The organism is Pedococcus sp. 5OH_020 (assembly GCF_027812955.1).
Classification (GTDB): domain Bacteria; phylum Actinomycetota; class Actinomycetes; order Actinomycetales; family Dermatophilaceae; genus Pedococcus.
Map to the genome: position 1 here is coordinate 1 of NZ_JAPYZV010000016.1, position 23,113 is coordinate 23,113.

Annotated in this window: 18 protein-coding genes and 2 pseudogenes; 7 read left to right on the forward strand and 13 right to left on the reverse strand. The window is 68.3% G+C overall.

The features are described from left to right. Together PHA84_RS19890 and PHA84_RS19895 are read right to left on the reverse strand one after the other, a co-directional pair. Positions 1 to 357 (reverse strand): annotated as a pseudogene (locus tag PHA84_RS19890) (hypothetical protein); the annotation flags it as partial. Beyond that, entirely contained in the window at positions 354 to 704 is a 351-nt protein-coding gene (locus PHA84_RS19895; protein ID WP_442952948.1) for a winged helix-turn-helix domain-containing protein, read from the reverse strand. The pseudogene PHA84_RS19890 and the gene PHA84_RS19895, both read right to left, overlap by 4 nt. 147 nt (positions 705 to 851) lie before the next feature. Between PHA84_RS19895 and PHA84_RS19900 the strand changes: the two genes are divergently transcribed. Beyond that, entirely contained in the window at positions 852 to 1,091 is a 240-nt protein-coding gene (locus PHA84_RS19900; protein ID WP_270889923.1) for a hypothetical protein, read from the forward strand. Further along, the gene (locus PHA84_RS19905; protein ID WP_442952949.1) at positions 1,081 to 1,578 is read left to right on the forward strand and encodes a recombinase family protein; all 498 of its coding nucleotides are present in this window, start codon (positions 1,081 to 1,083) and stop codon (positions 1,576 to 1,578) included. The genes PHA84_RS19900 and PHA84_RS19905 overlap by 11 nt, the downstream gene beginning before the upstream one ends. Before the next feature lie 582 nt (positions 1,579 to 2,160). On the opposite strand, the gene PHA84_RS19910 is transcribed toward PHA84_RS19905, so the two are convergent. Both PHA84_RS19910 and PHA84_RS19915 read right to left on the reverse strand, forming a co-directional pair. Continuing rightward, positions 2,161 to 2,811 (reverse strand): class I SAM-dependent methyltransferase, encoded by a 651-nt coding sequence (locus PHA84_RS19910; protein ID WP_270889885.1) that lies wholly within the window; start codon positions 2,809 to 2,811, stop codon positions 2,161 to 2,163. Positions 2,812 to 3,233: 422 nt separating this feature from the next. After that, positions 3,234 to 3,533: a hypothetical protein gene (locus PHA84_RS19915; RefSeq protein ID WP_270889886.1), complete on the reverse strand. Its 300-nt coding sequence runs from the start codon at positions 3,531 to 3,533 to the stop codon at positions 3,234 to 3,236. 449 nt (positions 3,534 to 3,982) lie between these two features. Here PHA84_RS19915 and PHA84_RS19920 point away from each other — a divergent pair, with 449 nt between their 5' ends. Next, positions 3,983 to 4,615 (forward strand): hypothetical protein, encoded by a 633-nt coding sequence (locus PHA84_RS19920; protein WP_270889887.1) that lies wholly within the window; start codon positions 3,983 to 3,985, stop codon positions 4,613 to 4,615. 358 nt (positions 4,616 to 4,973) lie between these two features. Here PHA84_RS19920 and PHA84_RS19925 read toward each other — a convergent pair whose 3' ends face one another. Beyond that, positions 4,974 to 8,012: an AfsR/SARP family transcriptional regulator gene (locus PHA84_RS19925; protein WP_270889888.1), complete on the reverse strand. Its 3,039-nt coding sequence runs from the start codon at positions 8,010 to 8,012 to the stop codon at positions 4,974 to 4,976. Positions 8,013 to 8,273: 261 nt separating this feature from the next. On the opposite strand from PHA84_RS19925, the gene PHA84_RS19930 reads away from it, so the two are divergent. Continuing rightward, positions 8,274 to 8,867 (forward strand): recombinase family protein, encoded by a 594-nt coding sequence (locus tag PHA84_RS19930; RefSeq protein ID WP_270889889.1) that lies wholly within the window; start codon positions 8,274 to 8,276, stop codon positions 8,865 to 8,867. A gap of 82 nt (positions 8,868 to 8,949) precedes the next feature. On the opposite strand, the gene PHA84_RS19935 is transcribed toward PHA84_RS19930, so the two are convergent. After that, a complete protein-coding gene (locus tag PHA84_RS19935) occupies positions 8,950 to 9,453 on the reverse strand; it encodes a hypothetical protein (protein ID WP_270889890.1) in 504 nt (167 codons plus the stop codon). Positions 9,454 to 10,017: 564 nt separating this feature from the next. On the opposite strand from PHA84_RS19935, the gene PHA84_RS19940 reads away from it, so the two are divergent. After that, positions 10,018 to 12,804: a S8 family serine peptidase gene (locus tag PHA84_RS19940; protein ID WP_270889891.1), complete on the forward strand. Its 2,787-nt coding sequence runs from the start codon at positions 10,018 to 10,020 to the stop codon at positions 12,802 to 12,804. Between the two features lie 511 nt (positions 12,805 to 13,315). Here the strand turns inward: PHA84_RS19940 and PHA84_RS19945 are convergent. The 5 genes and pseudogenes from PHA84_RS19945 to PHA84_RS20905 all read right to left on the reverse strand — a co-directional run. Beyond that, complete coding sequence (locus PHA84_RS19945) at positions 13,316 to 13,885, reverse strand: toprim domain-containing protein (RefSeq protein ID WP_270889892.1); 570 nt, start codon at positions 13,883 to 13,885, stop codon at positions 13,316 to 13,318. Positions 13,886 to 14,399: 514 nt separating this feature from the next. Beyond that, on the reverse strand, positions 14,400 to 15,965 hold the full coding sequence (locus tag PHA84_RS19950) for a hypothetical protein (RefSeq protein WP_270889893.1): 1,566 nt from the start codon (positions 15,963 to 15,965) through the stop codon (positions 14,400 to 14,402). A gap of 345 nt (positions 15,966 to 16,310) precedes the next feature. Further along, on the reverse strand, positions 16,311 to 16,706 hold the full coding sequence (locus PHA84_RS19955) for a hypothetical protein (protein WP_270889894.1): 396 nt from the start codon (positions 16,704 to 16,706) through the stop codon (positions 16,311 to 16,313). A gap of 56 nt (positions 16,707 to 16,762) precedes the next feature. Then, complete coding sequence (locus PHA84_RS19960; RefSeq protein ID WP_270889895.1) at positions 16,763 to 18,178, reverse strand: recombinase family protein; 1,416 nt, start codon at positions 18,176 to 18,178, stop codon at positions 16,763 to 16,765. A gap of 146 nt (positions 18,179 to 18,324) precedes the next feature. Further along, positions 18,325 to 19,164 (reverse strand): annotated as a pseudogene (locus PHA84_RS20905) (DUF222 domain-containing protein); the annotation flags it as partial. Here PHA84_RS20905 and PHA84_RS19970 point away from each other — a divergent pair. Then, positions 19,066 to 19,272: a hypothetical protein gene (locus tag PHA84_RS19970; RefSeq protein ID WP_270889897.1), complete on the forward strand. Its 207-nt coding sequence runs from the start codon at positions 19,066 to 19,068 to the stop codon at positions 19,270 to 19,272. The pseudogene PHA84_RS20905 and the gene PHA84_RS19970 overlap by 99 nt on opposite strands. Before the next feature lie 311 nt (positions 19,273 to 19,583). On the opposite strand, the gene PHA84_RS19975 is transcribed toward PHA84_RS19970, so the two are convergent. Both PHA84_RS19975 and PHA84_RS19980 read right to left on the reverse strand, forming a co-directional pair. Then, positions 19,584 to 20,984, reverse strand: coding sequence for an aspartate aminotransferase family protein (locus tag PHA84_RS19975; protein ID WP_270889898.1), 1,401 nt, complete (start codon positions 20,982 to 20,984; stop codon positions 19,584 to 19,586). Then, complete coding sequence (locus tag PHA84_RS19980; protein WP_270889899.1) at positions 20,981 to 21,454, reverse strand: Lrp/AsnC family transcriptional regulator; 474 nt, start codon at positions 21,452 to 21,454, stop codon at positions 20,981 to 20,983. Before PHA84_RS19980 ends, PHA84_RS19975 begins: the two co-directional genes overlap by 4 nt. Before the next feature lie 188 nt (positions 21,455 to 21,642). Between PHA84_RS19980 and PHA84_RS19985 the strand changes: the two genes are divergently transcribed. Continuing rightward, positions 21,643 to 23,100, forward strand: coding sequence for a gamma-aminobutyraldehyde dehydrogenase (locus tag PHA84_RS19985; protein ID WP_270889900.1), 1,458 nt, complete (start codon positions 21,643 to 21,645; stop codon positions 23,098 to 23,100). The last annotated feature ends 13 nt before the right edge of the window (positions 23,101 to 23,113 follow it).

Genomic DNA, 23,113 nt, shown 5'->3' on the forward strand with positions numbered 1-23,113 from the left:
CGTGCTGGACGCCGTGGCCGCGGACAAGACCCACCGCGGCCACGCGGTCATCGAACAGGTCCACGCCGACCTGAAGAGAGTCACCGCCAGGGCCAGGAGCACCGATGCGGTGAGCGCGACTCCCAGTGCGATGAGCAGGGCGGATCCGAACGCCTCCTCGACGCGGGCGGCCTCGCTCGAGGTGTGCCCGATGCCGGCCTGCCGGAGGTGGTCGTGGAAGATGCCTGGTCCCACGGCGGAGGCGACCAGCCATGTCGTTGCCGCACCCGCGACGAGCACGAGTGCCTGGGCTACCAGTAGCCGCGGCGCCAAGCCCGCCGTGCGGGGGCGATGCGCCCCGGTGAGGGCCGGTGTCATTCGCCGGTGCCCATCCGGTAGCCGATGCCTCGTACCGTCCGGATGAACCGGGCGGCTCCTGCGTCGTCGCCGAGCTTGCGCCGAAGATGGCCGATGTGGACGTCGACGAGGTGTTCGTCTCCGACCCAGGTCTGGCCCCACACCTGGTCGATCAGCTGGCGGCGGCTGAACGCCATCCGCGGCCGTTCGGACAGGACGGCGAGCACGTCAAACTCGGTACGGGTCAGCGGCACCGGCTCGCCATCAAGCCACGCGTCCCTGCCGACAGGGTCGAGCGCCAGCGGCCCGAAGGCTCGCAGCTCGGGACTTTCTGGCGTGCCGCCCAGGGGTCGGGGTCGGCGCAGCATGGCTCGGAGCCGGGCCACCAGCTCGCGAGGGCTGAAGGGCTTGGTCATGTAGTCGTCGGCGCCGACCGAGAGCCCGATGAGGGTGTCGACCTCGTCGGTTCTCGCGGTCAGCATGACCACGTACGCGTCGGAGAAGGCCGCCAGAACTTGGGCTGGGCGGTCGGCTACAACGTGATCGCCCTGCCGATTGCGGCCGGCGTGTTCGAGCCCTCGCTCGGGATCGTGCTCCGGCCGGAGATCGCGGCACTGTCGATGTCGGGCTCGAGCGTGATCGTCGCCGTCAACGCGTTGATGCTCAAGCGGCTGCGGTTGCCCGCACGGCCGCCCGCCCCGGAGAGCACCAGCGTCCCGGAGCGGGAACCAGCACCAGCTGGGCATCACGGCTGATCGCCGCTGCGCCCGCATCTTCGTCGACCAGGCGTCGGGCAGGCTCGAGCAGCGCCCAGCTCTTGATGCTCTCCTGGCACACATGCGGCCGCGGGACACCGTCGTCGTGTGGCGGCTGGACCGGCTGGGGCGAAGCCTGCGGCACCTCGTCGACACCGTGCAAAAGCTGGAGGTTCAAGGCGTCGCCCTGCGCAGCCTCACCGAGAACATGGACACCTCCACTCCGGGCGGGCGGCTGATCTTCCATGTCTTTGGCGCACTCGCGGAGTTCGAGCGCGACCTGATCCGGGAACGGACCACGGCTGGCCTGGCCGCCGCCAGGGCCCGGGGCCGGACGGGCGGTCGCCCCACAGTCTGGACCAGCGAGAAGCTCGCGGCCGCACGAACCATGTACGAAAGCGGTCAGCACGACGGGGCGACCATCGCTCGAGTGGTCGGCGTCAGCCGTGCCTCCCTCTACAGAGCCCTCAGCAAGCCGACAACCTAGACCAGCGTCTTCCCCTCGCCGACGAGGGGACAGGGGCACCGCCGGCCTTGCGCTCCGCGAGACCGCGAGCTCGTCAGGCAGTCTCGGAACGGGCCTTGCCTTGACCTGCCCAATCTCCACGAACCTGACCATGCCGCTTCGCGGCGACCGCGGTGTCGGGGGTCAGGCGAGACCTTGTGGGTAGCTGTAGGTCCTTTGCCCGGTGACCAGCCGCTGCCGCCCAGCGTCTACGCAATCGACGGCTCGCTTGCAGGTGATGCTTACTACAGCCCCTGCAAGACGACCTCGAGCACGATCGTCACCGTCTCGCCGGCCCAGTTCAAGGTGACCGGCCGCGTCTGGCTGTCCAACGGGGTCGGACGGACATCCTTCGGCTTCAACGCCATCTCCGACGTCACCGGCCTCGGTCAGATCCAGATCCGCACGAATACCCAGGGTGACTTCCACGGCAACGTGATCGAGACCTTGACGGGAAAGGCACAACGGGGCACTAGACCCGGACGGACATGCCAGATCCCCGGCAGACCAACGGTTGGCGCCCGCAAGCCACCGCGGCACGCCCCGGCCCGCCTCCGTTCGCAGTCAGGCGGACGTTCGCTCCAGACCGGCAACGCGCCACACGAGGCCCTGGTGGGCGTACACCGGGCTCAGGCCGTACGCGCCCAGTACGGCAAGCATCTGCCCCGGCGGATGCGCGAAGGTCCTGAACGTTTTGCCGCTGACCCGAAATGCCGTGTTCTGCGCGGCCAGCACGAGTCGGCTGGCGGCGTTGCGCGGGGGGTGGCTGAACACCAGCAGGCGCCTCGCGTGGTCGGCGGCGGCACCGAGCAGCCTCTCGAAGTCCGGGTAGCAGCACACCACCCGGTGCATCACGACGACGTCGGCTGGCTCGACCTGCCCCGGGGTGGCCGCAATGTCCAGGATGCGTCGTGTGATGCGGTCGCCCACGCCGGCCTCGGACGAGAGCTCGTTGGCGGCCGCGTCGTACGCGGCGACGAGCTCTAGGTTCGTGGCGCGCGCAGCCCCGCGGCGCAGGAGCTCAAGGTGAAGCTCGCCAACCCCGCCACCGATCTCGAGGACGCTGGCGCCCATGATGTCGCGAGCGACAAGGAAGTCCACTATCCGCTGCTCGGTGCCGCCAAGGCCGCGCTTGCGGTACCGCGACGCCACGCGCCGGGCGAACCGGTTCCCGAACACGCCGTCGCACCCGCGCGGGTCGCAGCACCCTGCCATTCCTGGAGTATGCACCCGCGCCGTGGCCGTTTCGCTGCCGTTCGGGGGCGGGGCACCCCGGTACGTCGCCCGGCGCACGGGGTGTCCGGCGGTGACAGGCCAATCGCGCCGTGTAGTCCTCTACACGTCAAGGCCCCCCGGGGACGGTGGATCGGCGTGAGCAGTTCGGAATGTCCCCGACCAACGCACCGCCCGACGTTGTCCCGCCTGCCCAGGCCTCCTTCTGCGGGCCGTGGCGCGGGCAGGGCCACCGCGAACGGGTTCGGGATGCGGACTCAATCGTGATGTTCGCTGTGGCCGGTTCCGGCGCCGGCCGTTGGTGGCGCCCCGCCCATCATCGTCGGCATCGGGATACCCCGGTGCGCACGAACCGGACCAGCAGGACTGCGGTCAGGGCCAGGAAGGCCAGGTTGAGCCGGGGCTTAGTTCCAGGCGAACCCTGCCTCGATAACGGTGGCGCTGCGGCGGAGCTGCCCGCTGACCTGCGGTGCGACGCCGTCGTAATTGCGCTGTCCGACCGAGACGTGGTCAAAGGCAAACACGGCGGCAAGGGCGCCGTCGACCATCTTGAAGCCGAGCTGGACAATGGGTCCATCTGGGCCGTCGATGAAGGTCGTGGAGAGCGTCCAATACCCCTGCTCAGGAAGCGGGCCGTCCGTCTCATAGGTCAGCGTGGCCGCGGCGTCTCTTACCTGGGCCGTAGCGCCCGTGAGCGTCGTCATGGCTCGACCCTCTCACGGAGCGGCTGTCAAGCCCTCAGACCCAGCCCGACCCAGGTACAAACTCCGTGTGCCGCCGCGTCGCCATGTGCGCGAGGGGGAGGGCTGGATCGTTGGAGCCCGGGTCCGGGCTCGAGGCATGGGTCGGCCCAGGGGGCTGACAATATGAGCGGCTCGGGCGGCTTGGTTCCGGCCGGTGAGCAGATGATCGGAAGCCTAGAGGGAGGCGAAGCTCCCGGGGGGCCTGGCGGCGCAGCAGATCCCATGGCCGCTTCAGCAGTCCTAAAGCGGGATTACAGCCCTTCTCGGGACGGTAGGTGGTGATCCGACCCAGTCGGACTCCGAGGAGAAGGGCAAGGGAAATGAGGCACACGCACACACGCCGTACCATCCGGGGCGCGCCCGCGGGAGTGGCCACCACGTCACTGTCGGCGGCGGGAGGGAGGAAGTCGATGAAGCGAGCAAGGCGGGTGGCCGCATCAGCAACCACCATCGCCATGGCGCTGGCCCTGCTGATGTACGCGGCGATCCCGGCCAGTGCGACACCGATCTACGTCGGCCCGCCGAACTGGCTCGTCGTCAACGCCTCTCTCACGTGCCCAGCCAGCGCGGGAGGCACCTCGGTCCGAGTGGACCTGCCCATCATCGAGGCGCAGAACAAGGCCATCGTCACGGACGGGGTGCAGGACTGGGCGATGTTCGAGTGGTTCGCGGACTACCACAACGGCTACGGGTGGCAACACGTCGCATACGAGCATCAGTTGAAGAACGGCGACACCTACCGGGGCAACCCCTACGGACTCGAGTGGACGGACTCGGTGACTGGCTACTCCGCGGGGTCCTTCTACCGGTCCTTCCCGCCGGGCACCGAGGTCGCCGTGAAAATGTTCTTCGCCAGCGGGTACGTCATGTCACAGACCCACGACTGGACATACATCACCTGGGCACACACCGCGTGGTGGCTGCCCACGCTGTACTGGGACTGGCACTGCACGGTGCCCAAGTACAGCACCAACACCGTCGGCGGGTCCTGCCTGGGTGGCGTGTGCTCGGCAGTCCCTGCGGGTCGGCTGTTCGGTCAGTGACCGGTGCCACCGCACGCCCCGGACAAGAGCGGCAGAACTCCCGGGGCGGGCGGTGCTCCGCGGCGAGGTCCGCTTCTCTTGCGGCGCCCCGAGGGGGGTCGGTCGAGGTCCACTCGGGCGGGACGGACTGGCCGCACCAGGGGGCTTCATTGCCGCCGCGTGGCCGTCCATGTGGTGCTGCGCATCGACGTGCGCAGGCCGTAGCAGCCGCCGCCGACAGCGGTAGCGTGAGGCGTTAGGGGCGCTCCAGCGCGGTTCCGAAACCTTTGAGGGGCCGGCGCCGGCAACGCTGAGGTCCACGCCCTCGCCAGCGAGGTGGTGAACTGCGGCCGCCAATGAGGTCGGCTCAGGTACGATGTCACGCTGGCTCGTGCGGCGTGCGCGCCGAATTGCCGCCGCTGGCCTGCGTCCGAATGGGATGGTCACGGAGTGCCATTGCGACAGCATCGGCGAGAGTGCGGGGGATGCTCATCCCAGTGCCCTGGGCGTCCTGGTCGCCGCCCGACAGGTCCCGCAGGAACGTGTGCCAAATCCGCTGATTCGACGGTGTCAGGGCGCGCTCATCAGTGTCGCCGACCGACTGCCATGCGCGGTAGAGTGCGGCCGCGATGGGCATGTTGCCTCGGCTTCGCTCCACGGCCGCGAGCCGCAGCAGACTCTCCACCTGCATCTCGTGGTCGCCGATCTTCCTGGCCAGTGCAATGGACTCACGAAGACTGGCTGCTGCTGATTCAGGCATGCTTCCGGTGAGCAGCATCGCTGCGCCGAGGTTTCCCAGCGCCCATGCCTGGTTCTCGGGATCGTCGAGACGTGCAGCAACGGCGTATGCCCGACGGGCCCATGGCTCAGCCTTAGCCAGGACCGTGGGGTCGTATGAGGCCAGTGCGAGCTCGCTTCCCATTGACAACACGTATCCCTCGAGGGACAGGTTCCCGATTCGGCGCGTGGTGTTGAGGCTGTCTTCGACGACGGCAACAATGTCGCCGCTCGTCTCCGGGCCGTCACCCCACAGACTTATGAAGATCGGCAGTTCCTCGGAGTCGCTCTCTTGAGCAGCGCTGCGGGCACGTTCCAGCTCTTGGCTTCTGGCCCTAGCATCGCCTCGACGTTCTGCCGCATCGGCCAGGTACAGGTGGACGATCGCTTCCACCATCGGATCCGGATGCGAGGAGTCGGCCGAGACCAGGGGGAGGGCCTGCTGCAGCTGTTCCATGGCTAGGGCATGGTCGCCTCGGCCGGTTGCGCTGCGGCTAGACCAGACACGGAGTTCGGCCCGTCTAACCGGGTCTACTAACGCCGCGTCCGTCACCAGCGGCGCGGCCAACGTCTCAAACTCGGCGCCGGATCCGGTGCTGATCAGATAGAGCGACATGCTGCAGAGAAGGGTGGCGGCACGCTCATTGTCCCCGATCCGCGACAACGCGCCGAGGGCCGCACGCGCGTTCCCGACCTCCGTGGCGAACAGCCTCGATTCGGCCTCGTCACGCGGGGGTCTGGTCGGTCGTGCAAGATCGGTTCTGAGCAGCCTGTAGTAGTAGTCCGCATGAGCCAGCTCAGCAGCTGCGCGAAACCCCAGCGCACCCAGGAGCTCGCCAGCGTACTCGCGAATCGTTTCAAGCAGGGTGATACGGCGGTTCTTACCTTCATCGACTCCCACAAGAAGATTCTTCGCGACAAGGGAGTCCGCCAAGGAGAGGACGTCAAGCTCGGGGCTGATCGCTCGCGCGACCGCTTCGAGCGAGTCGATTCCGGCGCCGGCATGGAATACCGAGGCGATGGCCAGCAGCAGTCGCTCCTGGTCGGTGATAAGACTAACGCTCCACTCCAAGCATGCCCGCAGGGACCGCTGCCTATCGGGGGCGTCGCGCACGCCGACAGTCAGCAGACTCAGCCGCTGACCCAACCGCTCGAGGATGCTCACCGGGTCTAGCACGTTGGTTCGGGCAGCGGCCAGCTCGATCGCCAAAGGCAGCCCGTCGAGTCGCTCACAGATGCCCACTATCGCTGGTCTGTGCTGGTCCGCGCCGTAGTCGCGGCCTGCCGCCGCGGCACGGTTGAGAAACAAGGCGACTGCGGGGGCTGGTTCCGCGCTGTCAGGCTCTGGCACAGTCGGCAGCGGGTCCACCCGGTACACGTGTTCGCCCCGGATACGCAGCGACTCCCGACTGGTGACGAGGATCTGCATGCTGGTGCCCGAGTGAGTCAGCACCGAGGCCAGCGCAGGTGCCGCCAGGATGACATGCTCAAAGTTGTCCAAAACCAGCAGGACGTCGCGCCGGCGCAGAGCGGCTCCGACGCGCAGCGCGAGATCGTCCTCTCCCGACAGCCTCAACTGCAGCGCGGCAGCGATCGCAGGCAGGACCAACTCAGGGCTGCGGATCTCATCGAGGGCCACATAGACCACATCTCGGCGCTGGGATGCCCGACTGGCCAGCTCAACGGCCAGCCTCGTTTTTCCGACACCACCGGGCCCAATCAACGTCACCAGCTGAACCGCATGCCCCTGCAGCAGCGCTTCAATCCGATGGAGGTCGGCTGCCCGCCCGATAAGCTCATCAACGTTCCGGGGGAGAGTGTTCCGTCCCGCCAGAGGGGACGGACCAACGGCCACCGGGTCGCTGTGGGTGAGGGCTTCGGCATGTGCCGCCCGCAACTGACCTCCGGGGGGCGCGAAGGAGGGGTCCTGCGTGAGGACTGCGATCTGCGCCTCTCGAAGCGCCGGACCCGGATCGAGTCCGAGTTCATGCGCGAGGGTTTTCCGTACCCGGTCATAGACGGCCAGTGAATCGGCCTGACGGCCGGCGCCGACCAGGGCGCGCATCAGCTCGACTGCCGCGGCTTCGTCTAGCGGGTGGTCGGCAACCAGAGCGCTGGCTTGGTCGACCGCGGCCGCGAAGTGCCCAAGGTCGTTGGCGACGGCGGCCGAGAGGGTCTGGGCCTTCAACACCAGCGCCTCGAGCGAAGCGCGAGCTGGCTCTAGGAAGGGGCAGTCTGGCAGGTCGGCCAGCGGCTCCCCGCGGTGCAGCGCCAGCGCCTGTCCGACGAGCTCCGCAGCTGCGTGATGGTTGCCGGCACTACGAGACCCCTGGGCCTGCGCGAGCAGCCGACGGAACACCTCGCTGTCCACCCCGTCAGGGTCGGCGACAAGCCGGTACCCACGCCCACTGGTCACGATTGACTCTGCGCCTAGGGTGCGGCGCAAGGCAGAGACATACTGCTGCACAAGGTTCACGGCCTGGCTCGGTGGCGCGGCCCACAATGACTCGGTGAGCCGGTTGACGTGCGCGCCATGGTTGCGGGCAACGGCCAGGCGTGCCAGGACAGCGCGCTGCATCGGGGCCGACACCGCCATGGTCCGGCCGCTGCTGGTGACCTCGACGGGGCCGAGCAGACCCACGCTTACCACGCCTCAGACAGTAGGCGGCGCATGAGCAGCGGTCCATGGCCCGGTCGGACCCCTCACGCCACACAAGTGGACATCATCTCCGGACAACCCACATCAGCGCCGTCCCCCGGCGATGTCGGAAGCCTGGTCGCGTCATTCTCGTGTGCTGTCCATCTGAGGTAGACCCCATCCACACATCACGCCACAGGGCTCCGGACGTCCGTCTGGGGCACTTCTTCCGTTCGTTGGACACATCTGCAAGGAGGTATAGACATGCCCGGACAAGTCATCGGCTACGTGCGCGTCTCCACCATGGACCAGAACCCAGAACGCCAGATCAACGCCATCCGAGCCGCAGTCGGGGTTGACGCTGACCGCTGGTTCACCGACCAGGCTTCCGGTAGCAGCGCGGCCCGTCCCGCCCTGGCCGCCATGTTGGACCACGTCCGAGATCAGGACGTCATCGTCATTGCCTCCATGGACCGCCTCGCGCGATCGGTGGTCGACCTCGACCAGCTCGTCACCCGACTCACGGACCGCGGCGTCACTGTCCGCTTCCTGAAGGAGGGCCTCACCTTTCAGACTTCCGGGCAGGCGGATCCGCTGGCTGTCTTCCAGCTCCAGATCATGGGCGCCTTCGCCCAGCTCGAGCGCGCGCTGATCCGTGACCGACAGCGGGAGGGCATCGAGGCCGCCAAGGCCCGCGGCGTGTACCACGGCCGGTCTCGTCGGCTCACCGCAGAGCAGGTAACCTTGGCACGAGCGGACATCGACGCCGGGGTGCCGAAGACCGTGATTGCCCGGCGCCTGGGGGTAGCTCGGCAGACTCTGTACGACGCTCTGGGCGGCACGACCCATGCCACTTGATCTGAGGGTCAGGGCGGTGTGTGCCAGCCCCTGCGTCCCCTCATCCCGCGATATCCCGACATGCCGATGTGGGTGCTCTTGGTCAGGCGTGGGCCTCCAGCGCTGCGCGCACTTGCTGGGCTATCTGGGCGTCGACCGCTAGACGCAATGACGCTGTGTCCGCGAGCTTGAGGTCGATGACACGAAGAACGCCCGGCTTGAGCCCATCACTGGCTCTGCTTGGGGTAACTGACTCGATTCTGGATGCCCTGATCGAGATGACCTCCGGCTGGCCCTGGTGCTGCCAGTAGGGATAGATCAGCAGCTCGGAGTCCTTGATCAGGCAACGGACCTGACGCCACCGGGATGGTCGCGACCCGTTCTTCCTTTCGATACTGCCCGTGAAGCCGACCCCTTGCGCTGGGTCGTGCAGTCGCTGGGACTGCCCGATTGCAACTACCTCAGGATCTTGAAGACGCCGGACGAGCGGAACCAGGAAGACGCCTGCCAAGGCCAAGCTAACCGGTGCCTTCGCCATCGCGGGGACAAGAGCCGTGGCCAGAAGGATGGCCACGACGGCGGCCCAGATCTTCTTGCTCGTGACCATCCGCCTGAGGAGGCGGCCAGCCGAGCGCGAAGGGAGGACAAGAGGCTCCTGTGTCGTGCCGGTCATTGATCCGCCTATGGATGAGCGGCGGGTGAATCCGCCGGGCCGTCCGACCATGATGGCCCAACCTGGAGCCTCGACGGACTTGAATGCCAAGGACAGGCGGAACCCTCAAATCGCCGGACGGCCATGAGGGCGGCGGCTGAGGGCGCGGGCGGTGCTGCGGATGGACGACTTTCTCCGAAACGGCAACGTTTGCCCCGGTGTGAGGGTAGAACTGCCTGACCCGTGGTTGTCCTGCCCGGGTAGGTCCCGCCAGTGCCCGCGGGGAAGGGCAAGTGCGGTTGTTGAGGGGGTTTCATGGATTTGCTGCGCGGTCGAACTGTGTTGTCTGTTGTCGTCCTTGTTGGGCTGGTGGTTCCGTCGGCCTCCGCGGCCTTTGCCACCGATGTCCACAACGGCCCGGCGCAGCTAAAGCAGGATCGGCTGCAGCAGTTGCACCAGCAGGCCGGTAAGCGCCCCAGCGGTGACAGCCGTGGATCAGCCGGCGGCGGGTTGGGTCGTTTGGCGGTCGAGCGCGACACCGGCAAGGTTGTGCTGTCGGTGAAGGTCCGCGGCGGCCAAGTGGCGGCGTCCCTTGTCGACGTGGCTCGGGCGGCGAAGTCTCAGGGGGGTCGGCAGCGCCGGACGGTGCGCCAGTTGGGCACCGTGTCGGTGGAGGTGCCTAAGGCGGCCGCGGAGAACCTCGCGGCGCGGCTGCGGCACCGCCTCGACGTCGCGCGAGTCGACATCGTGGGACGCAAGCAGCTGACGTTCGTCCCGAACGACGAGCTGTACCCCGCCACCGCGCCGTACCTGGACGCCGTGGGTGCGCCGAGTGCCTGGGACGTTCACCGTGGCGACGCCGGAGTCCGTATCGCCGTGGTTGACAGTGGCGTCGACGTTGACCACCCGGACCTTGCTGGTCGGGTCAGCGACGTCTACAACGCGGTCGACGGTGGCACGGACGTCAGCGATGCGATCGGCCACGGCACGTTCGTGTCCGGTGTCGCCGCCGCCAGCGGCGACAACGCCATCGGCGTCGCCGGCGCCTCCTTCGGCTCCAGCGTGATGGCGGTGAAGGTGGCCGACTCCGCCGGGCAGATCTGGTCCGACGCGGAGGCCGCCGGCATCGTCTGGGCGGCCGACCACGGCGCGAACGTGGTCAACCTCAGCCTCGGCAGCGCCACCCCCGACCAGGTCGAGTCCGACGCGGTCGCCTACGCCGTCGGCAAGGGCGTGCTGGTCGTCGCCGCTGCCGGCAACGACGGCACCACGACCCCCAACTTCCCGGCGGCCTACCCGCAGGTGGTGGCGGTCGGGGCAACCGACGCCGTTGGCCAGCGGGCGGCGTTCTCCCAGTACGGATCCTGGGTCAGCGTCGGCGCGCCGGGCACCGGCATCACCAGCACCTCACCCGCCGCCGGAAGCAGCTTCTTCCAGCCCGGCTACGACAAGTCTGACGGCACGTCCTTCTCCACCCCGCTGGTGGCCGGCGAGGCGGCGCTGCTGTGGTCGCTGCGCCCGGGCGTCAGCGCTTCTGACGTCCGCGCGGCCATCGTCCGGTCCGCGCACGGCTACACCGGCCTGGGGCTGGGCGCCGGCCAGGTGGACTTCCGGGCCGCCATGGCCGCACTGCGTCCCGACTCCGTCCCGGCCCTGACCGCGCCCGGCGACGGCGCCCAGGTAGCGGGCCCGGTCACGCTCTCGGCCGCCTCATCCGCCGCCAAGGTGCAGTTCAGCATCGACGGCACGTCGTTGGGCGCACCGGTCGCCACCAGCGGCGGGACGGCCACTGCCCTCTGGTCCACCTGGGGCCTGCCCAACGGCACGCACACCATCGGGGCCGTCGACTGCAGCGACCGGGACCTGTGCAACACCACCGCGACCCAGGTCAGCGTGACCCTGTCCAACGCGGCACCCGTCGTCACCTCGCCAAAACCGGCGCAGACCCTGTCGGGCAGCGCCACCTTCAACGCCACCGCACCCGGCGGCGCGGTGGCCTTCCTCATCGACGGTGTCCGCCGCGGCCTGGACGCCACCGCCCCCTACGCGCTGACGTATCCCGTCAGCGCCCTGAGCGACGGCACCCACACGGTCCAGGCCGTCAGCTGCTCCACCGCGGGGGCCTGCGGTGGACCGGCCTCGGCCGCCGTGTCCTTCAAGAACCTGTCGTTGCACCCCAAGTTCACCGCGGTCAGCCCCGGCGTCTTCAGCCCGAACGGCGACGGCCGCTACGACACGTCCAAGGCCACCTACTACCTGCCCGACACCGAGTCCGTGCGCTACCAGGTCCGCAACGCGGCGGGGACGGTGGTGCGCGGTCCGTCCAGCCTGGGCACCCTCGCCGCCGGCAGCCACAGCTTCGTCTGGAACGGCCTACTCAACGGCGGCAGCCGGGCGCCCAGCGGGGCGTACAAGCTCGAGCTGATCACCACTCGCGCCACGACCGCCGGGACGCTGCGCGGCTCGGCCGTGACCGGCGTGCGCGTCGACCTGGCCGCGCCGACCATGTCCAGCATCACCGGCAACGGCACCAGCTTCTACCCCTACCCCGACGGCTACCGGGACAGCTTCTCTCCGGCGTTCACCCTCAACGAGAGCGCAACCGTGACCATGACGGTCCGCACCGGCGGCGGGAGCCTCGTGCGCACCGTCACCGGCACGCGCTCCGCGGCGCGGACCTCGATCACGTGGAACGGCCGCAACAACGCCGGATCCCTGGTCGGCGGGGGAACCTATTACTGGGTCCTGACCGCCCAGGATGCCGCCGGCAACCGACGCAACAGCGCCAAGTACTCCGTCATCGTCAGCAGCAAGCGACTGGTCACCAAGACCGCGACACTGACCAAGAACGGGTCCCAGTTCGCCTTCGCCGGCGGCAGCGACACGTACTGTTCCGACGCGGACCCCTTGGCGTCGGACTTCTACCCATACGGGGTGTGGCTGGTGAACGTCTGTGACCCCTACTACGACGGCTCGCAGATCGCCGGCGCCGGGTACCGCTTCACCCTGCCCACCGCCTTCAGCTACAGCTCGCTGCGGGTCGATAGCTACGGCAACTCCCTGACCACCTCCCACCTCGGTGCCGGCTTCACCCGGTGGGGAACCGACAACTTCACCTTCACCCACGAGATCAGCACCGGCAGCAGCAACGCCTGGCGCACCATCGGCTCCGTGTCGCCCACCGGCGTCGTCAGCTCCACCCGTCAGGTGGAGACCACCATCTACGTCCCCAACTACTACAGCGACGGCAACGACTACGACATCGGCAAGGTGCGCCTCGTCGTCACCTACAAGGTCCTCGCCTGACGCGCGACACCGCGCTCACCGCTTTGAGGCTTCAGTGACCGACGCGACCGACCGACCCGGGTCGAAAGTGGCGTGGCTGAGGACGGTCAATGTCCAGCGATCGCCGCCTCGTGCCGCCGCCACACCCTGGCCTCGAAGCGGGCCCTTAGGCGTGTGGTCTGCTTGTCGGTGAGCAGGTCAGCGCCGGTGTGTAGTGTCCGCCGGCCGGCGCGTTCGCCGGGTCCGCCCAGCTCGAGGGCCACGTGGTCCATCGGTTGGCGGAGCTCACGGTACCAGCCGCGGCCTTGAGGCACCGGCGTCGTCTGCAGTACGACCGTCTGGGGCGCAGTCGCTCGGTGGTGTGTCGAGGACGTTCGTTCTGCGGCGCGTTGCAAGTTCTACGTTGCCAGCAACGCGAGTCAGGCCTCCGGCTGGCGCCTGCGGCCTCGAGCTGCCAGTAAGGATTGGACCTGAAGGGCAAGCGCCCACCGCCAGGGTTCGCGATCTCATTCTCGTGCCGCTGCGCGACGGATCATGGGTAGGTAGCGTCTGGTCGGCAGGTGAGGCTCGGGGGTTGCTTGATGACGCCGGCAGACTGGGGCGCCGCGAGATGGACCAGCTCCGATAGTCTCGCTGCCCCATAGAGCTTCAACATGTCGCGGGCATCCTCAGACTTGCCGCCGGGAACGACCGTGCCCACGGCAGTGCCGAGGTTGTGGAGGTGTTCGATGATCCGCTCAGCGCATCGCTGCCCGGGTTCGTCGTTGTCCGGGATGACGACGACCTTCGCGCGCCGAAGGACGCGCGCGATCCGATCTAGGTTGGGGTGGCTGGCACCGCCGGCCCATGTGGTGGCGTAGATGCCATGCGCCATGAGGGCGTCGACGCAGGACTCTGACTCCACCAGGACAACGACGTCGCCGGCCGCGGCCCCCATCTTCACCTGTCGCTCCTCGTAGAGCGGGAGATCAGCAAGCGCCGCCCCGCCCAGCCCGGGGATCCAAGCTCCGGCGCGATCGCGGCGCTCCCAGACCAAGCTCTTCTCCAGCGTGACCGGGTGGCGCGACCTCACCAATCGGAAGTCCCCGTAGTCGTGGGCCACCTCAAAGCGGTAACCCTCCAAGTGTCGCTGCCCTCGGCCCCAGCCGTGTCCTGTCGTCAGGGATGGAAAGTCGGGAGCAACGCCCAGGCTGCGCTGGTGCTGTGCGGGGGTGAGGTGGCTGCGGCGATACAGGTGCGCCTCGCTGATGCGGAGCGCGGCGAGGACCTCCTGGGTGGTGCACCCGGCGTGGCAGTGCACCAGCACCTTGCTCCCTGAACCCTCGCCGACGGCAAGACTCGGGGAGCTGTCCAGGTGGGCCGGGCACTGCCGCGGCCCACGACGGCCGCTGGGCTGGCTGCCCAGAAGATCCAGCAGCTCGTGGACCCACACAAGCGCGGACGACGCGGACGACTGTTTCGGCATCATCTTCTTCTTTCTCCCTTCCTCTCTTCTTCTCTTCTGTTGCCAAGAAGAGAAGTGCTGGATCTGTCGTCCGCGTCGTCCGCCCTCGACCTGCCTGTTGGGGCGGGGGCATGAGCTTCACGTGTGGGACGCGTGAAACTCATGGCTCGCACTAGGGAACACGCCTGATGGTGATCTCCCGATCGCGGCCCTTGCCGGACCGGCTGAACTCGATCTCAATGCCGTGGACCTCCCGCAGCGCTTGGGCGATCTCGCCCAGGCGCCGGCTGAGCACACCGGGCGTCGTTGGCCACGACGACTGGCGCCGGGGGCCGGACCCCTCCGTGAGATCGGTCAGCATGCGGTGCAGGCGGGTTGGGGTACGCGTGCCGACGAGCTCGTCGATGTGGGTCAGGATGGCAGCGGCCACCGGGTCGCTCTCGAGAACCTCCTCGGTCAGTTCGTGGCTTGCCTGCTGGAGCGCCGACGCCCCGCGTGTGGCCAGGATCTGGTCCACCGCGCCGAGCACGATTGCGAAGTCGGTCAACCTGTGCCTCACGGGCAGGGCTGACTTCTCGGGGTAGAGCCGCAGCACCTGCACCAGGAGATCGAGCAGGAACCGGGTCAGGGCCGGTGCGGCCTGGTTCTGGCGGCGCAATAGCTCAGACTCGGGCACGCGCGTCCCAGCGGACAGGGCCGCCAGGCGGATGGGGACAACCCTGGTGGCCAGGTCAGTGCGGAACAAGCCTGGCTCCACGCTGGTCAGCCACACCGGCGCGCGCACCTCGGTGATGTGTGCCTCATCGTCGGTGTAAAGCTTGCGGGTGGTCAGCTCGCCGCCCGTGGCCACCCGGCACAGCAGATCGCTGTCCTTGGTGCTGACGTGCCCGGTGTTGTCGAAGAACAACAGACGAGAGGTGCTCGCCGTGGCCTTCCAGTCCCCGATGCTGGCGGGCAAGGGGCCACCACGGGCCCGCGTCGCAGGGTCCACGAGTTGGGCCAGGAACCGGGCCGTGGTTGTCTTCCCCGAGCCTGGCGGCCCGGTGAAGAGCAGGATCGGCTGAGCCGCCCCGGTGAGCCAAACCGTCAGCAGGACCGCGAGAATTACCGACGCCTCGTCAGCGCCACCGAGTGGGACCATGTCCTGGAACAGCTTGAAGGCGTCGCCCTGTTCGATGGGCTCGGAGCTGACTTGTAGGTGGCCGGAGGTCGAGGGACGGCGGAACAGGACTCCAGAGGAGGCGGATGTGGGTCCCCATCCCCAACCTTCAGGGCCTACCTCCAGAAGCCTGCAGTCCGGGCCGGCCGGATCGAGGACAACTCGTCCCTCATCCGCCGACCATGCCGAGCGCACGGCCACGGCCGTGGGCTCCTGCATCGCCGCCATCATCGACAGGTACTCCGTGGCCTCCCGACGTTCACGCTCCGGGACGAGCCGCAGGTACTCGGCCATGTGCTTCACCGCCATCCGGGCCACGAGCCCGGTGCGGCCCGTGATCGGCAGGGCGATGCGCGGCTCCATGCTGTCGACCCCGTAGGGCTCACCACCGGACGCAAGCCCGACCTCGGCATGACTGAGGACGTACTCGATGAAGGATGCCTTCGTTGAGGCCGGCGCCTCCTCGGTCCCCGGCGTGACGGACGCAGTCCAGTCAGACGCGGGGACTACCGTGGAGTCTGTCTTCTTGGTCGGAGACTCGGGCGGCGCCTTTCTGGGGCGCCGCTCGCTTGCGCTCATCGCGTGCTCCCACCCTGCAGGAGGGCCGCGAGCCGATCGCGCTGTTCGTTGGTCAGGGGCGGCGCTTCGTCCACGACCTGCCTGACACGTGCTTCCCAGCGCTCACGGCGGAAGGACGCAGCCGCGTCAAGGGTGTCGGGATCGTCCGGACGGTGACGGATCAGGGCGGCCACACGGGCGCGCTGAGTGCGTGATGCAGGGTCCATGGGAACCTCTCAAGGGCATGAAGAAAGAACATGCCCTCCGCTGAGAGGACTGGATCACACCGGGCTAAAGCCGCCGGTGCCCGACTGGACTGCTATGACGCTAGCACCGACCTCGCACAGGTCCGGTGGCGACACGCCCCTAAAGGTGGATCCGACGGACCAGTGCCCGCGCTCCCTGCTGGTACAGGTGGGACAGTGCTGCGGTGACCCTTTCAGCCCTGAGCACGGGTGCATTGCCACACCTTGGGCAGGTCATTTTGTACCTCTGGCGGATCGCACCAGACCCGTCGGGGAGCTCTTGGATCGTCACGTTCTGGTTCTCCCCCTTGTTGAAGAGCTGGTTCGGATCAAAGGTAGCGTCATGGGTCTCGACCGCCCACGCACCTAAGATCGTCTCCACGCCCTCCCGCTGGCACGGGCGGCAGGCCACTTCGATGGCGACAAAGTGCATGAACGTGTCGGAGGGCAGCGAGTGACCGTGCTCGTCCCGACGATCTGCCTGATCCACGGCAATGCGGTTTCCTCGAACACCCATCGCTTCCCTCTCCTTAGATCCCGCCGACGACGGACGACCTTACGTGATCTGCGTGCTCATGGCTGCGGCCACTCCACGGCGACGCGGTCGTACGCCCCGGCGGCGTGGCGGCCGGATGCGTTCGCACGGTTGAGGGTGATGGCCATGCCCAGGACCTTGACGACCTCCCGCCGCTGCGCGACCTGCAGAGTGCGCCACCGGTCGGCGATGACGTCAGCTCCCAGCAGGTCGACCAGGGCGGCTGGCGCCCCGGCTCGTTGCACCTTACGCTCCTCGACCTCGATGTCGGCCAGCAGATTGGTCTCGATGTGGGCCAGGGAGGCGGGCGACGCTTTGCCGTTGGCGGCGGCGTCACGCCACTCGGCCAGCCGTTCGCGCAGTTCGCCGATCTTGGCTCGGGCAGCCACGGCCTGTTCGTCGTCGGCCACGGTCAGCCTTGCCAGCAGCTCGCCGTCATCGAGCCGGGCCAGCACGACGCCTTCAATGAGCGCGTCAAGCCATGCGACGCCGGCCTGCACGTGCCCGCCCGCGCAGAAGTACGACGGGACTGCGCGACCGCGGGGCGCGGCCTGCAGCTGCTCGTCGCAGACCCCGCATCGCGCGATGTACGAGAGCAGGTACTTGTTCCGTCCCGGCTTGGTCTTGCGGCGTGCCGGATCCTCCAGCAGCCTCTTTGCGGCGTAGAACTCCGCTGCGTCTACGAGCGCGGGCCACGTTCCCTCGTAGCTCTCGCCGGCGTAGAGCCGCAATCCCGCGTAACTGGGGTTCAACGCGATCCGGCGCACGTGCTGCCGCGACCACTGCCGCGCCGCAGGTGGTCGGACGCCGCGCGCGTTGAGGTCCCTGCTTACCGCGATCACCGGCTCGGCCCGCCCCACCCGGCCGATGATCTCGCGGACGACCGCGGCCGTCTCCGGGTCGGGCTCCTGCCCAACGAACGCCTTGGTGGCCGGGTCGTAGCTGCGGACGTAGCCGTACGGGACGCGGCCATGGGGACGGCCGGCCTTCGCGTTCGCGGCCATCGCGCGGGTGATCCGCTGGGACTGCTTCTCCGACTCATACGCGCTATCGACGCCGTCGTCGGCCAGGGTCCGCCAGTCCCTCGGATTGCCCGGGTCGTAAGTGCGGCCGTGAGAAGTGACGTGCAACAGCACCTTCTGGCGGCGACACACGTCCAGCAGCGCCGCCCACGTGACCAGGTCCCGCGACCCGCGCGAGGGCTCCCACAAGACCAGAACGTCGAACATCCCCGAATCCAGGTCTGACACCAGCCGGGTCCAGTCCGCCCGCCGCTTGGTCGTGAACCGCGACGCGGAGACGTCGTTGTCGGCGTACACCGCCGCCACCGCCCACCCGTTGTTCGCGCACGCCCGACGTGACTCCGCCTCCTGTTCGCTGACTGACCGGCCCTCGGCTCGGTCCTGACTGACCCGCGCGTACACCGCAGCCCGTGCCCGCCGCTCGCTTTCCATGCCGCCCAATGTACAGGCAAAGGCACAGAATGATGTGCGTCGCACCACGAGCCAGGCACCGTGCAGCGAGGAAAGCTGCACGTGCCGTCTCGGATCCACAGCGCCTGGGCCTGCGCTGCGGTGAAGATGCGGGTTCGACGCCCCCAGTCGAGCACCTCGCCCTTGGTGCCTAGGACCACTGGCACGATGCCGGCCTCGCAGGCCAGCCGGCGTACGGTCTCCGGACCGATGAGGGCGCCCGCGCTGGTCGTCGCCACCACCGTGCCCGCGCCCGTACGGTGCAGGAGGTCGTCGAGCTGCATGGTCACGAACAGCTGAGCCTTGGTCGTGGCCGGCACGCCGTCGGCCGCGGCCACCCCGCGGCGGACGACCTCAACGAGGGCATCGACTCGACGTTGGCCGGACGGCCGCCTGTCCGGCAGCCCGTCTGCGGGCCGGGGCGCGGACAACGCCTGGACGGCCGCCTCGATCAGCGCTTTCGTCTCGCCGTCGACGACGACGTGGTAGTCGAACAGCCCGCCGCCGTCGGCGCGCGGCTGTGACAGGGACATGCGTTCCTTGAGCTTGTCCTCCTCGACCTGGAACTCACCGTCATGCCCATACCGCGCGACGAGCTGCCTGCGGACGCGACGGATCTCCGGCGCCCCACCGCTCTCACCCAGGGACACCAGCAGATCCATCGCAGCCTCGTGCGCCCCCGGGTGCAGTCGGTGCCGAAGCCGCTCCCACTCCGCAACGACGCAAGCGGCGTTGGAGACCGGCACCCGGGCCTCCAGCACGGCTGTCTGGAGCGCGGCATAGGCCGGGTCCTGGCAGGCGTTGACCGTCGTCACGATCTGGACGGACCCGCCAGCGTGCAGTGACGGTGCCCACTCGAGCAGCCACTGGTGCGCGGAGGCGGCGGTGCCGCCGGCGTCCCCGCGTTCGACGGCCTCGGAGAGCACGGCGACTCTCGCTGCGCTGGCGCGCTGGCCGAGCTCGTCCACCAGGGCCATCAGCTCGCCCAGCGCGGCGCCGTGACACTGCCACAGCTCAGTGCGGAGTCCTTCGAGAGCAGAGCAGGCCGCGTGCAGCGCCTCGCGGCGCTCGCTTAACGACGGCCCCCCTGCCATACGAGCAAACCTAGTGGGGGGCACTGACAGCGGCGGCCGAGCACCGACGTGACGCGGCAGCGCCGGATCCACTGTGCCGCAACACTATTCCCGGGGACCCAGGCAGGCCCGGCGGCGCCTCCTGTGGACCAGCGCCGGCCCTCTGGGCGCCTGTGGACCACCGTTGCCAGATCGGGCGTGCAGTGGACGGGGCCCCCGTCAAGAGCCTTGCAGCAGAGAGCCCGGATGCCGTGGGCACGGCATCCGGGCTCTTCCGACACGACCGGATCGGGACACCTGCCCGACCCCTGTCGTCAGAGGTGCTTCTCGGCGTCCTTGAGCACCGAGCGCAGCCGCGACTCGATGTCGTCGAACTCGGCCGGCCCCACGATCAGCGGAGGAGCCAGCTGGATCACCGGGTCGCCACGGTCGTCGGCCCGGCAGTAGATCCCCGCGTCGAACAGCGCCTTCGAGAGGTAGCCACGCAGCAGCCGTTCGGACTCGGCGTCGTTGAACGTCTCACGCGTGTCCTTGTCCTTGACGAGCTCGATGCCGTAGAAGTACCCGGCCCCACGCACGTCACCGACGATGGGCAGGTCGAGCAGCTTCTCGAGCGTCGCGCGGAAGGCCGGGGCGTGCTCCTTGACATGGTCGTTCAGGCCTTCGCGCTCGAAGACGTCCAGGTTCGCCATGGCCACTGCCGACGACACGGGGTGTCCTCCGAACGTGTACCCGTGCGGGAAGCTGGTGGTGCCCTGCTTGAACGGCTCGAACAGCCGCTCGCTGGCGATCATGGCGCCGATGGGGGAGTAGCCCGACGTCATGCCCTTGGCGCAGGTGATGATGTCCGGCTGGTAGCCGAAGTCGTCGCAGGCGAACATCGACCCGATCCGGCCGAAGGCGCAGATCACCTCGTCGGACACGAGCAGGACGTCGTACTCGTCGCAGATCTCCCGGACGCGCTCGAAGTAGCCGGGCGGGGGCGGAAAACACCCGCCGGAGTTCTGCACCGGCTCGAGGAACACCGCGGCCACCGTGTCAGGGCCCTCGAACTCGATCGCCTCGGCGATGCGGTCGGCGGCCCAGCGCCCGAAGGCCTTCTCGTCGTCGCGCAGGTGCTCCGGTGCGCGGTAGAGGTTGGTGTTGGGCACCTTGAACGCGCCGGGCACGAGCGGCTCGAACATCTCCTTCGCGGCGGGGATCCCCGTGATCGAAAGGGCGCCCTGCGGAGTCCCGTGGTAGGCGACCGAGCGGCTGATCACCTTGTGCTTCGTGGGCTTTCCGCGGAGCTTGAAGTACTGCTTGGCCAGCTTCCACGCGGTCTCGACGGCCTCGCCGCCGCCCGTGGTGAAGAAGACGCGGTTGAGGTCGCCGGGTGCGCCCGCCGCGAGCCGTTCGGCCAGCTCGATGGCCCGGGGGTGGGCATAGGACCACAGCGGGAAGAACGCCAGCTCCTTGGCCTGCTTGGCAGCGGCCTCGGCCAGCTCCGCGCGGCCGTGTCCCACCTGGACGACGAACAGCCCGGCGAGGCCGTCGATGTACTCCTTGCCCCGGTCGTCGTAGATCTTGTAGCCCTCACCGCGCACGATGACGGGAACCTGACCGCCCTGCTCGTACGTGGAGTGGCGAGTGAAGTGCATCCAGAGGTGGTCACGGGCGGCGTCGGCGTACGCCGAGCCGCCAGGTGTCGTGACGGGCGTGGGAGTTGTGGTCATCTCGTTCCCCAGTTGTAGTGCTGCTTGTTGAGTTTCAGGTAGACAAACGTCTCCGTGGTCTGCACCCCCGGAAGGGTCCGGATCCGCTTGGTGAGCAGTTCGAGAAGCTCGTCGTCGTCCTCGCAGACCACCTCGGCGAGCAGGTCGAAGCTGCCGGCCGTGGTGACGACGTAGTCGACCTCGCGCATCTCGGTCAGGGCTTCCCCGACCGGCGTGAGGTCGCCGTCCACTCGGATCCCGATCATCGCCTGCCGGTGGAACCCGACCTGGAGGGGATCGGTCACCGCGACGATCTGCATCACCCCGGAGTCGAGCAGGCGCTGCACCCGTTGCCGCACGGCAGCCTCCGAGAGGCCGACGCGCTTCGCGATGGTGGCGTAGGACTGCCTGCCGTCCTCCTGGAGCTGCTCGATGATCGCCTTCGACACGTCGTCGAGGCGCCCATCGGCGGTGCTGGAAGCGCGGGTCACGCCGCCATGGTGGCCTTTGCTGACGTTTGGCGCAAGTCCCCAAGCCACGGAATCAGTCGCGAACAGGGAGTTCTTCAGCAGTTTTCGTCAATCACGGCGCCCAGACCTATTGAAATCCATCATGAGCGGGCTAGAGTGCCTGGCATCGGAATCCGTACCCCCCTTCGAACCATCCTGGGAGACTCACCGTGACTGCCACGTCCGCAGCCCCTCGTGTCCTGCGCAACTTCATCGACGGGGAGTATGTCGAGGCGCAGACCGACGACTTCTCCGACATCGTCAGCCCGGTCACCGCTCAGGTGGTCGCCAAGGCCCCCGTGTCCGGCGAGGCAGACGTCGACGCCGCGTATGCCGCCGCCGCCAAGGCCTTCGCAGAGTGGGGCCAGACGACGCCCAGTGAGCGTCAGCAGGCGCTGCTGAAGTTCGCCGACGCCATCGAGGCACGCGCCGACGACTTCGTGAAGCTCGAGGCCGAGAACACCGGCAAGCCGTACGCCCTCACGGCCAGTGAGGAGCTTCCCCCGATGGTCGACCAGCTGCGCTTCTTCGCAGGTGCGGCCCGGGTGCTCGAAGGGCGCGCCGCGGGCGAGTACCTGAAGGGGCACACGAGCTGGATCCGGCGGGAGCCGATCGGCGTCGTGGGCCAGGTGACGCCGTGGAACTACCCGATGATGATGGCGGTCTGGAAGATCGGTCCGGCTCTGGCTGCGGGTAACAGCATCGTCCTGAAGCCCTCGGACACCACGCCCGAGACCACGCTCCTGCTGGCGGAGATCGCCTCCGAGTTCCTTCCGGCCGGCACCTTCAACGTGGTCACCGGCGACCGGGAGACCGGTCGTGCAGTCGTCGAGCACAGGACTCCCGCGCTGGTCGCCATCACGGGCTCGGTGCGGGCCGGCATCCAGGTCGCGCAGAGCGCCAGCAGGGACGTGAAGCGGGTCCACCTCGAGCTCGGCGGCAAGGCGCCGGTCGTGGTGTTCGACGACGCGGACATCGAGGCAGCGGTCGAAGGTATCGCCACAGCCGGATACTTCAACGCCGGCCAGGACTGTACGGCGGCAACCCGGGTTCTGGCCGCACCTCGGATCCACGACGACTTCGTCTCCGCCCTCGGTGACTACGCCAAGAGCTCCGCGAAGGTCGGGCTGCCCGACGACGGGGACGCCCTCCTCGGGCCGGTCAACAACCGTGGGCAGCTCGAGCGGGTCGAGGGCTTCCTGTCGCGACTGCCCGACCACGCCTCCATCGCGGCCGGCGGGCACCGGGTCACCGGTCTCGGCGACGGCTTCTTCCTCGAGCCGACCGTGCTGTCGGGGCTCATCCAGGACGACGAGGTGATCCAGGACGAGATCTTCGGGCCGGTCATCACGGTGCAGCAGTTCACCGACGAACAGGAGGCCATCCGCTGGGCCAACGGCGTGGACTACGGCCTTGCCTCCAGTGTGTGGACCAGGGACTTCGGCCGGGCGATGCGAGTGTCCAAGGCTCTGGACTTCGGCTGCGTATGGATCAACACCCACATCCCGATCGTGGCGGAGATGCCGCACGGCGGGTTCAAGAAGTCCGGCTATGGCAAGGACCTGTCGATGTACGGCTTCGAGGACTACACCCGCATCAAGCACGTCATGGCGAACATCGAGAGCTGAACCACCCCATCCC